Origin of the sequence: Pseudofrankia inefficax, assembly GCF_000166135.1 — a bacterium.
In the GTDB taxonomy this organism is placed as follows: Bacteria; Actinomycetota; Actinomycetes; order Frankiales; family Frankiaceae; genus Pseudofrankia; species Pseudofrankia inefficax.
Genome location: NC_014666.1, coordinates 2510940 through 2523999 on the forward strand (window position 1 = coordinate 2510940; position 13060 = coordinate 2523999).

At 72.9% G+C, this 13060-nt stretch carries 10 protein-coding genes; 6 read left to right on the forward strand and 4 right to left on the reverse strand.

Features of this window, described 5'->3' with window-relative positions:
• Complete coding sequence (locus tag FRAEUI1C_RS10245) at positions 1-1263, forward strand: amidohydrolase family protein (RefSeq protein WP_013423225.1); 1263 nt, start codon at positions 1-3, stop codon at positions 1261-1263.
• A gap of 61 nt (positions 1264-1324) precedes the next feature.
• Here the strand turns inward: FRAEUI1C_RS10245 and FRAEUI1C_RS10250 are convergent, their stop codons facing one another.
• A complete protein-coding gene (locus tag FRAEUI1C_RS10250) occupies positions 1325-2191 on the reverse strand; it encodes an SDR family NAD(P)-dependent oxidoreductase (RefSeq protein WP_013423226.1) in 867 nt (288 codons plus the stop codon).
• Between the two features lie 114 nt (positions 2192-2305).
• Here FRAEUI1C_RS10250 and FRAEUI1C_RS10255 point away from each other — a divergent pair, with 114 nt between their 5' ends.
• On the forward strand, positions 2306-2779 hold the full coding sequence (locus FRAEUI1C_RS10255) for a hypothetical protein (RefSeq protein ID WP_041259152.1): 474 nt from the start codon (positions 2306-2308) through the stop codon (positions 2777-2779).
• A 76-nt stretch (positions 2780-2855) separates the two neighbouring features.
• Here FRAEUI1C_RS10255 and FRAEUI1C_RS10260 read toward each other — a convergent pair whose 3' ends face one another.
• Positions 2856-4514, reverse strand: coding sequence for a right-handed parallel beta-helix repeat-containing protein (locus FRAEUI1C_RS10260; protein WP_232425367.1), 1659 nt, complete (start codon positions 4512-4514; stop codon positions 2856-2858).
• A gap of 279 nt (positions 4515-4793) precedes the next feature.
• A complete protein-coding gene (locus FRAEUI1C_RS10265) occupies positions 4794-5432 on the reverse strand; it encodes a MarR family winged helix-turn-helix transcriptional regulator (RefSeq protein ID WP_157734883.1) in 639 nt (212 codons plus the stop codon).
• A 253-nt stretch (positions 5433-5685) separates the two neighbouring features.
• Here FRAEUI1C_RS10265 and FRAEUI1C_RS10270 point away from each other — a divergent pair, with 253 nt between their 5' ends.
• Positions 5686-7245, forward strand: a complete 1560-nt coding sequence (locus FRAEUI1C_RS10270; RefSeq protein ID WP_198318737.1) for an MFS transporter — start codon at positions 5686-5688, stop codon at positions 7243-7245.
• A gap of 90 nt (positions 7246-7335) precedes the next feature.
• Here the strand turns inward: FRAEUI1C_RS10270 and FRAEUI1C_RS10275 are convergent, their stop codons facing one another.
• On the reverse strand, positions 7336-8241 hold the full coding sequence (locus FRAEUI1C_RS10275) for an oxygenase MpaB family protein (protein WP_013423231.1): 906 nt from the start codon (positions 8239-8241) through the stop codon (positions 7336-7338).
• Positions 8242-8614: 373 nt separating this feature from the next.
• On the opposite strand from FRAEUI1C_RS10275, the gene mptB reads away from it, so the two are divergent.
• The 3 genes from mptB to FRAEUI1C_RS10290 all read left to right on the forward strand — a co-directional run bounded on the left by mptB (position 8615) and on the right by FRAEUI1C_RS10290 (position 12996).
• Positions 8615-10366: a polyprenol phosphomannose-dependent alpha 1,6 mannosyltransferase MptB gene (mptB, locus tag FRAEUI1C_RS10280; protein ID WP_013423232.1), complete on the forward strand. Its 1752-nt coding sequence runs from the start codon at positions 8615-8617 to the stop codon at positions 10364-10366.
• Positions 10367-10390: 24 nt separating this feature from the next.
• Positions 10391-11542 carry a galactose-1-phosphate uridylyltransferase gene (gene galT, locus FRAEUI1C_RS10285; RefSeq protein ID WP_232425368.1) on the forward strand — a complete coding sequence of 384 codons (1152 nt, stop codon included), beginning with the start codon at positions 10391-10393 and terminating at the stop codon, positions 11540-11542.
• A gap of 80 nt (positions 11543-11622) precedes the next feature.
• Positions 11623-12996, forward strand: a complete 1374-nt coding sequence (locus FRAEUI1C_RS10290) for a galactokinase (protein WP_013423234.1) — start codon at positions 11623-11625, stop codon at positions 12994-12996.
• The last annotated feature ends 64 nt before the right edge of the window (positions 12997-13060 follow it).

The following is a 13060-nucleotide window of genomic DNA, read 5'->3' on the forward strand; positions in this document are numbered from 1 at the left end:
ATGAACATCGAGGACATGGTCCTGGTGAGCATCGACGACCACGTCGTCGAGCCGCCCGACATGTTCGACGGCCGCGTGCCGGCGAAGTGGGCCGACCTTGCGCCCAGCGTGGTCAAGGGTGAGGACGGCATCGAGCGGTGGATCTACCGCGGCCGCCCGACCGGCGTCTCCGGCCTGAACGCCGTCGTCTCCTGGCCCGCGGAGGAGTGGGACAAGAACCCGGCGAGCTTCGCCGAGATGCGCCCGGGCGCCTACGACATCCACGACCGGGTCCGCGACATGGACCGCAACGGCATCCTCGCGTCGATGTGCTTCCCGACCTTCACGGGCTTCTCCGCCGGTCATCTCACCCATTACAAGGACGAGATCACCGTCGCGATGATCGAGGCCTACAACGACTGGCACATCGACGGCTGGGCGGCCTCCTACCCGGGCCGGTTCATCCCGATCGCGCTCGTCCCCACCTGGGACCCGCAGCTGATGGTGGCCGAGATCAAGCGGGTGGCGGCGAAGGGCTGCCGGGCGGTCACCATGCCCGAGCAGCCTCACCTCGAAGGCCTGCCGAGCTACCACGACCTCGAGTACTGGGGCCCCGTGTTCCAGGCGATGTCGGACACCGGCCTGGTCTGGTGCCTGCACATCGGCCAGGGCTTCGGCGCGATCAAGGGCGCCCCGGACGCCCCGATCGACAACCTGATCATCCTGGCCTGCCAGATCTCGGCGCTGGCCGCGCAGGACGTCCTGTGGGGCCCGGCGATGCGCACCTACCCGGACCTGAAGTTCGCCTTCTCCGAGGGCGGCATCGGCTGGATCCCGTTCTACCTGGACCGGTGCGACCGGCACTACACCAACCAGCGCTGGCTGCGCCGCGACTTCGGCGGCAAGCTGCCCAGCGAGGTGTTCCGCGAGCACACGCTGGCCTGCTACGTCACCGACCCGACGACGCTGAAGCTGCGCAACGAGATCGGCATCGACAACATCGCCTGGGAGTGCGACTACCCGCACTCCGACTCGATCTGGCCGACCGCTCCCGAGTTCGTCCTCAACGAGCTGAACGGGGCCGGGGCGACGGACCAGGAGATCGACAAGATCACCTGGCAGAACGCCAGCCGGTTCTTCAACTGGGACCCGTTCGCCGTGATCCCGAAGGAGAAGGCGACGGTCGGCGCCCTGCGCGCCACCGCGACGGACGTCGAGACGGCTACCGTCCCCCGCGCCGAGTGGGCTCGCCGCTACGCCGAGAAGCACGGCCTCGCGGCCTGACCGCCACATGGCCTGACCGGCTTGGACCAGGGCGGCTCCGGGTCATCCGGAGCCGCCCCGGTCACCGGGCCGGGTCGACGGCCTCGGCCGTGCGGTCCCACAGCCGGCGGCGGAACTCCGGGTCGTCCACGACCGGGTTGCGGGGCGCCGGTTTCCGGTCGATGTAGTAGGCGCCGTCGACAAGTTCGCCCTCGTCCGCGGTCGCGAGCCACACCAGCGTGTCGGCGCCCTGTTCGGGCGAGCGCATGAACAGCCGTGCCGGCGAACGCATGAACGTCCGGATCACCGGCGCGCTGCCCGCCGCGAAGTTCGAGCGGATCAGGCCGGGGTGGAAGGACACCGCGCGCACGCCGGGCAGGCGTTCCGGCAGCTCGGCCGCGAAGGCGACGTTGGCTAGCTTCGCGTTCGCGTAGGCCCGCATCGGTCGGTAGCCGCTGACATCGTCGAGCAGGTCCGGGTCGAGGTCGGCGTGCCGGCCGGTGCTCGCGCGGCTCGCGGTGACCACGACCCGCCCGCCGCCGGCGGTGAGCCGGTCACCGAGCAGCCGGGTCAGCAGGAATGGTGCCAGGTGGTTGACCTGGATCGTCCACTCGTGGCCGTCCTCGGTGCGGCTCGGCCGGCTGCCGCCGATCCCGCCCGCGTTGTTGACCAGCACGTCGATCCGGGGGAGCGCGGCGAGCAGCCGTTGCGCGAGCGTGCTGACCTGTGCCAGGGACGCGAAGTCCGCGGTCAGCGCCGCCGCCCCGGTCTCCGCGGCGACCCGGCGGGTCTTCTCCTGCGAGCGGCCGACCAGGACCAGCTGGTGGCCCGGCCGGGTCAGCGCCCGCGCCGCCGCCGCGCCGATGCCGTCGCTGGCGCCGGTGATCACGATGACCTTCGAGCCGGCCTTCGCGCTGGCGGCCTTCGCGCTGACCTCCGAGTCGACCATCCGCCGACCGTACCGTCGGCGCGACAACCGTCGCGAACACGGCCGAAACCAGCGCTGAGCCCAGGGGAGCGCAAGCGTCTCGACCCGGGCCAGCCGGGATCGTAGGGTCGGCGCGTGGCGGAGATCGTGCAGTTGCTGGCCTCGCCGATCAGCCGTTACGAGGGCCGCCCGGCGGACGGCCCGCGCCCGGCACCGCCGGGGGAGCTGGTCGAGCGGATCGAGATCCGGGCGAACCTCGGCATCGTCGGCGACCGGTACTTCGGCAAGCCCGCGCACCGGGACGCGTCGGTCACGGTCACGGCGGTCGAGGGGGTGCCGGCGGGCGCAGACCTCACCCAGCTGCGGCGCAACATCCTGGTCCGCGACCTCCCGGTCGACGACCTCGTCGGGACGGTGCTGGTGCTCGACTCGGGCGACGGCCCGGTGCGGCTGCGGGTCAACCGGCGGGCGAACCCGTGTGCCTGGATGGACGCCACCATCGGCCCCGGCGCGCGCGCCGCCCTGCGTGGCAAGGGCGGCATCCGCTGCACCCCACTGAACGACGGCGTCCTGTGGGTCGGTCCGATCATCGCCACGATCGAGCGTTGAGTAAGGCCTGGTGGTCGGGGGCCGAGCCCCTTGCCGACCACCAGGCCTGACTCAACGGTCTCGCCTGGCTTCCGCGTTACATCTGCGGGCCGGCCACGAGGCGAGGGATCAGCATGTTCGAGATGATCTTGACGACGTTGCCCGAGTCGGTGTTCGGCCCGTTGGTGTTGACGTTCATGATCTTTGTCGCGACGTCGGTCGTGTTGTTGGTCACCGTGTTGTTGGCGGTCCGGTCGGTGCCGCTGGCATCGTGCCGGTCCTCCATGTAGATGGTGATCGCCGCCCCGTTGTTGGCCCAGGCGAAGTTGCCGGTGGCGGTGTCGCGGCCGCTGCTCTGGATGACGATGCCGACCTTCCGCCAGCCGTCCGGCTCGTTCGAGCCGTTACCCGCGGCGATGTTGTTCTTGAAGGTGTTGCTGTAGCCGGTCTCGTCGGTGAATCCGGAGCCGTCGTTGTTGTACGAGATGTTGTTCTCGAACGTGTTGTTGTGACACGACGCGTCCATCCACAGGCCGGACGGGTGGCCGCTGTCCGAGAACAGGTTCCCGAGGAACAGGTTGTTGGTCTCGACCGTGATCTTCACGCCGCCGCAGTCGCCGCCCGGGTCGTTCGCGTCCGGAAGCCGGTTGTGGATGAACTGGTTGTAGCGCCACACGGTGCCGTCCATGCCGCCGGCCGCGCCCTTGCACTCGTTGTCGTGGAACGTGTTGTTCTCGACGAGCGAGTTCATTCCCATCGACGCGCCCAGGTAGTTGCCGTAGATCTCGGAGTTCGTGAGCTTCCAGCCGCTGGCGGCGTCGGACTCGTGCAGGTTGCTGTCGATCGCGCCGTTACGGCCGGAGTCCGAGTACCCGGTGATGCTGATGTTGTGGATCTCGACGTTGTCCGTGCTGCCGTTCGCGCGCTGGATGCCGAGGCCCACCAGCTTCGTCCCGCCGGGACCCGCCTTGACGCCGTAGAACTTGTCACCGGCCTTCGGGTGGATGACGCCCGGGCCGCTGAACGTGCCGGCGGCCAGGTTGAACTGGGTGCCCTCGCCGTGGCTGTCGATGAAGGACTGCAGGTTCGAGCCCGCGGGCACGCTCACACCACCGGCCGGGATCTTCAGCGGCGCGGGGATGAGCGGCGCGTTCGGGTAGGCGGCGGTGTTGCCCAGGTCGGTGGTCCCGCCGCGCAGGCGGGTGCCGCCGGTGCTGCCACCGGTCGAGGGGTTGTTCGGCGCCCCGCCAGCCGGCGCGGAGGCCGACGGCTGCAGGGACGGTGTCACCTCGGGGCCGTTGATGGGCGCTCCCGCGCCCAGCGACAGCGTCACGTCCTGCGTCGGCGCGCCCTTCGCGGTCGCCGTCACCGTCAGCTTGCCACCGCTCCCGAGATGCTCGGGCAGGATGAAGCCGACCAGGAAATGGCCCGTCGCGTCGGTGCCGATGGTGCCGTCACCCGCATAGGCGGTGCCGTCGGGATACGCCAGGTCCGCGTGCAGCTTCACCGTCGACTTGACCGGGAACCCGGTGCCGCCGACCACGGCCGTATCCGTGTCGTAAAGCGTGATGGTCAGCGTCGGCGGGACGGCGGCCGAGGCCAGATGTGGGGTGAACAACAGCGCGAGCATCGTGGCGACGACAGTCGCGAGGATGCGCCGCGTACGTCGGGTCCGGCGCCGGTGGCGACCGGATGCCCTTCCCCGCTTGGGGCCCGCGACGAGAGCCAGGATCAGGGGCTGCGTGGACGGCCTCATGCGGGACATCATCGCCCGGACGGTTCGGGTGGTATACACCGGGTCCGTCTATAGCCGGTCGAGAGCGTACCCGGTGGGCGCGTCCGGTGGGAAACCACCCGCTTGTCCACCTTGGCTGCCGACACCGGTCCGCCCGGGCCCGCAGGCTGAAACGCCACCATTTGGGGGCTCCGGGCGCCACCTCGTGCGTGCGCCGGTAACGAATCCGCGTTCGGCCAGGACGGCGACCGGCTAAATGTAGCTCTATTGCCGCTATCCGTTGCTGGTGTGTTGTGTGGCTTATTGAAAGGCGTCGAGCAGGGCGCGCAGCGCATCATCGAGGTGCTCGCGCTGCTCGGGGGACAGCACGGCGGCCACCCGGTTGACCAGTTCGGCATGCTCGGTGATCGCCGCGTCGACGATCGCCAGGCCCTTCGCGGTGAGGCAGACGCGGAAGCTGCGCCGGTCGGTCGGGTCGAGGCTGCGTTCGATCAGGCCGGAGGCCTCCAGCCGGTCCAGCCGGTTGGTCATCCCCGCCCGCGACATCATCAGCAGGGCGGACAGCTGTGACGGGATCAGCGTGCACGGCGGGCCGGACCGGCGCAGGGTCGCCAGCACGTCGAACTCGCCCGGGTTCAGGCCGTGGTGGCTCAGCACCTGGTCGGCCGCGCCGGCGAGGTTCTTCGACAGCAGCTTCATGCGGGCGAAGCAGCCGAGGACGCTGGCATCGAGGTCCGGGCGTTCGCGGCGCCAGTCAGCGATGAGTTCGTCGATCGGATCCTGTCCACCCACTGACGTGAGCGCGCCCGAGAACGTGCACTCGTCGCCGGCTGAGTCCAGGGCGTCCGTCGCGCTCATGACGAGGTCGACGGGGCCGTGGGTCGCGGCACCGGGTGCGAGGTCGGCGCCCACCGCGGCGCCATTCGCGCGGCCGTTCATGACCCGAGTGTAGTTGATCAATACAGTTCGACGCCAGTCAAGTTCGATGCCGTACTATCAGGAGGTGAACTACTCCGGCCTGTCCCCCGGAGCGCCTCCGCTACCCGGCGGCCCCCGACCGACGTCCACGGCGGACGTCCACCATCCGTTGTCGCGCACCAACCCTCTGGCGTGCGTGGCTGTTCCAGCTGACCGGATCGACTTCAGCGCCGTGGAGACTCTCAGTCTCCAGGAGTTGACCCAGGGAGACACTGTGACTACAACCACCGACGTCGCGCCTGGCGAAGGCCCGGGGGGCGATGCTGCCCGGGCGGTGTCGATCCCGGCCCAGGCGACGACGAGCCCGGCCCCCGCCGCCTCGGCGCCGGGTGACGAGCCGGACCCGCGCCGCTGGCTGGCGCTGGCCGTGATCGCCGTCGCGCAGCTCATGGTCGTGCTCGACGGCTCGATCGTCACGATCGCGCTGCCGCACGCCCAGAAGGCCCTGCACATCTCCACCGCCAACCGGCAGTGGGTCATGACGGCCTACTCGCTCGCCTTCGGCAGCCTCCTGCTGCTCGGCGGCCGGATCGCGGACTTCGCCGGCCGCAAGCGGGCCTTCGTCTGGGGACTGATCGGCTTCGCCGCCGCGAGCGCGCTCGGCGGGTTCGCGCCGAACAGCGGGCTGCTGTTCGCGGCCCGGGCGCTGCAGGGCCTCTGCGCCGCGGTGCTCGCCCCGGCCGCGCTCTCCCTGATCACGGTGACCTTCACCGAGGAGAAGGAGCGGGCCAGGGCGTTCGGCGTGTACGGCGGCATCTCCGGCGGTGGCGCGGCGATCGGCCTGATCGCCGGCGGCCTGCTCACCGAGTACGCGTCCTGGCGCTGGTGCCTGTTCGTGAACGTCCCGATCGCGGTCCTCACGGCGGTCGCCGCGGTGAGCGTGGTGCGCGAGAGCCGCGCCGAGGGCAAGCCGAGCTATGACATTCCCGGCGCGCTGACGGTGACCGGTGGCCTGCTCGCCCTGGTCTACGGGTTCACCCGGGCGGCCGACAGCGGCTGGGGCTCGGCGGCCACGATCTCGCTGCTCGTCGCGTCGGTGGTGCTGCTCGTGGCGTTCGTCGTCATCGAGATGCGCACCGCCGCCCCGCTGCTGCCGCTGCGGGTCGTGCTCGACCGCACCCGGGGCGGCGCGTTCGGCTCGTCGCTGTTCTTCGGCGCCGCGCTGCTGGCGATGTTCCTGTTCATGACGTTCTACTTCCAGAACACGCTCGGCTACAGCGCGCTGCGGTCCGGCTTCGCGTTCCTGCCGTTCAGCGCCGGGATCGTCTTCGGTGCCGGGCTCGCGAGCCAGTTCATGCCGCGGGTGGGCGCGAAGATCCCGATGATCGTCGGTTCGGCGATGGCCGTGGTCGGGCTGCTCCTGCTCACCCAGGTCGACCTGCACACCGGCTACGCGTCGCACGTGCTGCCGGCCGAGCTGCTGATCAGCATCGGCATGGGCCTGGCCTTCGTCCCGATGTCGAGCGTCTCGCTGATCGGTGTCGCCCCGCACGACGCCGGGGTCGCCAGCGCGCTGGTGAACACCACCCAGCAGGTGGGTGGCTCGCTGGGCATCGCGTTGCTCAACACCATCTACGCGACGGTCGTGGCCAACTACGTGAAGGACCACGGCTCCAGCCCGCTCGACCAGGCGCACGCGCAGATCTCCGGCTACACGACGTCGTTCGTGTGGAGCGCGATCTTCATGGCGATCGCGCTGGTGATCGTCGTGGCGCTGGTCCGGGCCCGTAAGTCGGACGTGGTCGGGACCGCCACGCCGGTCCACGCCGGCTGAGTCACCTTCCGGAACCGCCGAGGCCCCGGCCGCTCCAGCGTGGGAGCGGCCGGGGCCTCGTGCGCCTGGCCAGTTCGTCAGAGCGGTGCGTCAGACCAGCGGGAGCCCGCGCCGGATCCGGCGGCGCAGGTCCAGCAGCAGCAGGTTGAACGGGAACAGCCGGACGTGGCGCGGCAGCCGGCGGGACACGGCGCCGAGCCGGCGCAGCATCCGGTCGAACCGGGCCTCGTCGCCCGCCGACCAGCGCAGCCCCAGCTCGGCGCGGAACCGCGGCGGCAGGAACCCGGTCGTGATGAACTCCAGCGGCCGGCGCGGCGGCAGGTTGAACGGGAACCGCAGCGCGCGCCGGCTCACCAGCCCGAGCAGGTAGGCCCGCACGACCGGGTCCACCGCCACCTGCGCCTGCGCGCGGTCCCAGTACTCCTCGAACGCGGCCAGGTCGGCGGGCCACAGGTCGCCGCGGACCTGCAGGGTCGTGCCGAACCGGGCGGCGTGGCGGTAGACCGTGTCCGCGACGGCGGGCTCCAGCGGCCCGTAGGCCCGGGTATAGAAGTCGGTGAGGCCGCGGTACATGCACGCGGCGACCCAGAGCTGCAAATCCTGGCGGAACGCGTTGTACTCGACGGGACTGGTGGCCGTGGACCGGACCTCGCGGTGCGAGGCGTTGACGGCCTCCCGGTACCTGGCCCGCTCGTCGTCGGTCCCGAGCCACGCCACGGCGATGTAGGTGAGCGTGGTGCGCCCCCGCTTGGCCGGGTGACGGGTCAGCTGCCCGCCCGGCGTGCGGCTCTCCACCACGCCGTGCCCGACGGGTGCCCAGCTCAGCTGCATGACGACGTTCGCGAGGCCGGCGAGGAACGCGCCGGCGCCGTCGAGGAAGTCCCGAAGATCGACCTGCGCCGCGGGTTCGGCCGCGGGCCGGAGCGCGGCGGGCCCGGTCGGTGTCGCGCGGGGGAGGGGGATCTCTCGGGTCCCGCGAGCCGGGGCGGTCGTCACCGGGCGCCTCCTTCTCCGTCTCCGCGCCTGTTCACCGGTACGGCTGCTCACCAGTAGGGCTGCTCACCAGTACGGCTGTGCCGGTGGCCCGGGCCGGCCCACGTCGGTCGACGCGGGGGTGGCCGCTGGGCGCTCGGTCTCGATGGTAAGCGAGTTGGCCACCCGCGAGGTCGCGCTTAGTGACGGTATGGGTGCGACGGAGCCGCCCTGCGGCTTCTTGTGGCACCGCTGTGACAGCTGGTGGCGACTTCGGCGTCGACGCGATTCATGTCACGGTCCCGGTGGCGCTCACCGCCGGGTCGCGGTCTGTTCACGCGGGGGCTGCCCGGTCGCTGTCTGCCCGTCCGGCTGGGCTGGCAAGGTGCTGCCCACCATGGGAGAAGCCGGGCCGGCGGGCGTCGAACGCAGCCACGAGGCCGGCGCCATCGCGCCGGGTGCCGACGAGGACTCCCCGTCGGTCGACAGCGACGGCGACGGCGAGACCGACGGCAGCGAGATCGACGGCGGCGGCGACGGCGGCACGGGCCGCCGGCACGGGGCCGTGCGCCGGGTGGGCGCGCTGGTCGCGGCCGGCGTGACCGGCTCGGTCGGCGCGACACTCGTCGTCATCACCGGCGGCCGACTCGCGCTCGGTCCGGCGGTGCAGCCCCCGACGGCGTGGTTCGGCCTGCTCGACCCGGTCTCGCTGAACGAGCCGTCGGTGTTGCCAGGCGTGCTGATCGCCGGTGCGGCGCTGCTCGTGGGCGCCTGGTGGTGGGTCTGCCGGCGCTGCCAGCGGGGCGAGCTGTCGCTGCGCGGTGTCGTCACGCTGATCTGCTGCTGGTCGGTCGTGCCGCTGGTCGGCCCGCCAATCCTCAGCCTGGACGTCTACAGCTACGTCGCGCAGGGCGTCATGGTCTCCTCCGGCCTCGACCCGTACACGGCGGGCCCGGCGCTGCTCGGCAGCGCCCCGGCCGCGCTGGCAGCGGACCCGATCTGGCAGAACACGCCGTCGCCCTACGGGCCGGTCGGCCTCGCGCTGTTCCACGCCGTCGCGGCGTTGACGGGCGGGCGGGTGGTGCGCTCCGTGCTCCTGCTGCGCTTCGTCACGACCCTGGCCGTCGTGGCGCTCGCCTGGTGCCTGACCCGCGCGGTCCCAGCGGCCCGCCGGCCGTGGACGCTGGCCGTGACCGTGGGCGGGCCGGTCGTGCTGCTGGAGCTGCTCGGCGCTGTGCACCTCGAGGCCGTGATGATGGCGTTGGCCGCTGCCGGCCTGCTGGCGGTGCTGCGCGGCCGTCCGGCGCTCGGATTCGGGCTGCTCACCGCTGCCGCGCTGACGAAGTGGCCAGCCGCGGTGATCCTGGTGGTGCTGCTGGCTCGGCGCTGGGCCGATCTGGCGATCGAGCCGACGGACGCCCCGACCACCGCCGGTCCTGTCGCTGGCACCTCGGCGGCGGACAGCCCGGCGGACAGCGAGCCGGCGGGGAGCGCGGCCGGCGGTTTCCGGCGCAGGCGGGCCCGGCGGGTGCTCGTGACGGCGGGCCGAGACCTAGCGGTGGTCGCCTGCACTGTGGCCGCGCTGTCGCTGCTGCTGGTACCGGACGGCCTCGGTTGGGTGCGGGCGACCTCGACGCCGGCGACCGGCTTCAGCGTGTACTCGCCGACCTCCGCGTTGGCCAACCTGATCGCCATCGCTACCGGTATGCCGGGCGCGGCGCTGCCCGGCAGCGAGGCGCTGCGGATCGCGCGCGGCATCGGGATGGTGCTCGCCGTCATGGTGATCGGCTGGCTGCTCGTCACCGTCCGGCGTCGCGACGTGCTCACCACCTGCGGGATCGCGCTGCTGTGTCTCGCGGTGCTCGGGCCGGTGCTGTATCCGTGGTATCTGGTGTGGGGCACCGTGCCGCTGGCGATGGCGCGCGGAGCCCAGCGCCCTGGGCTGCTGATCCTGGTCGGCGCGTTGGGCGCGCTGCTCTCCGTGCCGCACCCCGAACTACTCTTCGTCGGCCGGCCGGAGATCACGGACTGGTTCACCCGAGAGGGGCCGATCGTGCTGGCCGTCCTGGTGTTGTGCGGGGCGGCGGCGTTCCTGGCCCGGCGCCGGTTCACCCAGCCGGCGCGCCGCGATTTCACCTCATCGGCCTGAGTGGTTCCCGGTACCGTCAGCGGCGTGACGACCGCGCCCGGGACGCCCGCCCCACCGGGCTCCGTGCGCCCCGGGCTCGTCGACCCGGGGCCCGCGGCCGCGCGGACGGCCATCCGGCTGGCGGACGGCCGGGAGCTGATCTACTTCGACGACGCCCCGGGCCGCGGCCAGCCGGCGCCGGACGCGCGAGACCTGCCGGGCCGGGCCCGGCCACCGTCGCAGCTGCGGTTCGACCCGTTGACGGAGGAGTGGGTGGTGGTCGCCGCCCACCGGCAGGGGCGCACCCACCTGCCTGCCGCCGCCGACTGCCCGCTGTGCCCGAGCCGGCCCGGCCGGCCGACCGAGATCCCCGAGGACTACGACGTCGTCGTCTTCGAGAACCGGTTTCCCGCGCTGGGCCTCCCGGCTGTGCTGGAGTCGCTCGACGGTGGCGTGACCGGGCCGGCCGCGCCCTACGCTGGCCGGCTCGGTGACGGGCGCTGCGAGGTCGTCTGCTTCACCGCCGACCACGACTCGTCGTTCGCCGCGCTCTCGCCGCGCCGGGTCGCCACGGTGCTCGCCGCCTGGACGGACCGGACGGCCGCGCTTGGCCGGCTGCCGGCGGTGGAGAGCGTCTTCGTGTTCGAGAACCGCGGCGAGGAGATCGGGGTGACGCTCGGTCACCCGCACGGGCAGATCTACGGCTACCCGTTCGTCCCGACGCCGCTCGCCACGATGATCAGGATCGCCGAGCGCCGCGAGGCCTGCCCGCACTGCGAGGTCATCGCCGCCGAGACGACGGACCGGTCCCGGCTGGTCGCGCGGACCTCGGCCTGGGTCGCCTTCGTCCCGTACGCGGCTCGCTGGCCGTTCGAGGTGTCGATCTACCCGCGGCGGCACGTGCCCGACCTGCCCGCGCTCGACGACGCCGAGAGGGACGAGTTCCCCGAGCTGTACCTGGACGTCCTCGGCCGGCTGGACCGGGTATTCGGCGTCCGGATGCCCTACGTGGCCGGCTGGGAGCAGGCGCCCGCCCGGCGGGGCCGGCGGTGGGCGCACCTGAGGCTCCGGGTGTTCTCCAACCGGCGCGCTGCGGACAAGCTCAAGTACCTGGCCGGCAGCGAGGCGGCGATGGGCGTCTACATCAACGACATCGAGCCGGAGCGCGCCGCGGCGATGCTGCGGGCGGCCGGCTGACCACGCGGCGGCCCTGACCCACGGTAGCCGTTCAGTGGGGTCCCGGGGATCGCGCGCCCGGCTCCGGACGTTGCCTGGACATGACCGACGGTGCCGCGACGCGCGGCGTCACGGCGGCCGCCCGGAGCGGCCGAGGCGGCGGGGGACCGCGACCCGCTCGGGGGCGGCCGGAGGACGCGGCGGAGCCGGCCGCCGGTCCCGACGGCGACGCCGACCGGGCCTCCGGCGGGGCGCGACGGGCCCGGATGCGGAGGCGGGCCGCGCCGGTCGCGACCCGGGCCGGCCGCGGCGGGCCGGTCTCGGCCGCCGCCTTCGGGCCGGGCCGGGTCAACCTCGTCGGCGAGCACACCGACTACAACGACGGCCTGTGCCTGCCGTTCGCGATCGAGCGGGGAGTGACGGTCCGGGCCCGCCCGGCGCCCGACGGCCTGATCCGGGTGCACGCGCTCGACATCGGCGCGCACGACGTGTTCGCCGCCGACGCGCCGGCCCGCGCCGACGGCTGGCGGTCGTTCGCGCGCGGGGTCGTCGCCGAGCTGGCCGCCGCCGGCTACCCGGTCCGTCCGGCCCGGCTCTCGGTCGCCGGAACGCTGCCGCGCGGCGCGGGCATGTCCTCGTCGGCGGCGCTGGAGGTCGCCCTCGTGCTCGCCCTGCTCGCCCACAGCGGCTACGGCGAGCCGGACCGCCTCGAGCTCGCCCAGCTGCTGTCCCGGGTGGAGAACACCTGGGTCGGCGCGCGTACCGGGCTGCTCGACCAGACCGCGTCGCTGTTCGGCCGGCCGGGCCATGCGCTGCGGCTCGACATCCGCGCGCTGACCGGGGGAGACCAGGGCGCGCCGCCGCCGGCCGCCGAGCCGGCGGCCGGGCCCGGTGCCCGGGCCGGGCGGGCGGTGCCGCGTCCCCCCGGCCGCTGGCTGTCCGGGCCGGCCGGCCGGCCGGTGCCCGGCATCGAACCAGTCCGGCTCGACCTGGGCCGCTGGCGGCTGGTGACGGTCGACTCCGGCGTGCGGCACGCGATCGCGGCCTCCGGCTACAACACCCGCCGCGAGGAGTGCGCCCGGGCGTGCGAGCTGCTCGGCATCTCCTCGCTGCGGGACGCGGACGAGGACGCTCCCGGCCGGCTGCCCGAGCCGCTGGGCCGGCGCGTGCGCCATGTGCTGGAGGAGAACGAGCGGGTGCGCCGGGCGGTGGTGGCGCTGCGTGCGGGCGACCTGCCCGAGCTCGGCCGGCTGCTTGACGCGTCGCACGCCAGCCTGCGGGACCTCTACGAGGTGTCAGTGCCGGCCGTGGAGGAGACCGTCGCCCGGTTGGTGGCCGACGGGGCGGCCGGTGCCCGTCTGGTCGGCGGCGGGTTCGGCGGGTCGGTGCTCGCGCTCTTCCCTCCGGGGAAGCGGCCGCCGGCCGACGCCCTGCGCGTGGTGCCGGGCGGTCCCGGGCGTCTCGTCCGGCGCTGAGCCGCGGGCGCGCCGACCGCCCGGCGCACCCGAGTCCAGCGGCCATCGACGGCAGGATTTCGTC

Coding starts and splice junctions, on each gene's coding strand:
- FRAEUI1C_RS10260 (WP_232425367.1), bottom strand. CDS start 4,514: ATGAGGCCGTCCACGCAGCCCCTGATCCTGGCTCTCGTCGCGGGCCCC.
- FRAEUI1C_RS10245 (WP_013423225.1), top strand. CDS start 1: ATGAACATCGAGGACATGGTCCTGGTGAGCATCGACGACCACGTCGTC.
- FRAEUI1C_RS10250 (WP_013423226.1), bottom strand. CDS start 2,191: ATGGTCGACTCGGAGGTCAGCGCGAAGGCCGCCAGCGCGAAGGCCGGC.
- FRAEUI1C_RS10265 (WP_157734883.1), bottom strand. CDS start 5,432: ATGAACGGCCGCGCGAATGGCGCCGCGGTGGGCGCCGACCTCGCACCC.
- FRAEUI1C_RS10290 (WP_013423234.1), top strand. CDS start 11,623: ATGACCGACGGTGCCGCGACGCGCGGCGTCACGGCGGCCGCCCGGAGC.
- mptB (WP_013423232.1), top strand. CDS start 8,615: ATGGGAGAAGCCGGGCCGGCGGGCGTCGAACGCAGCCACGAGGCCGGC.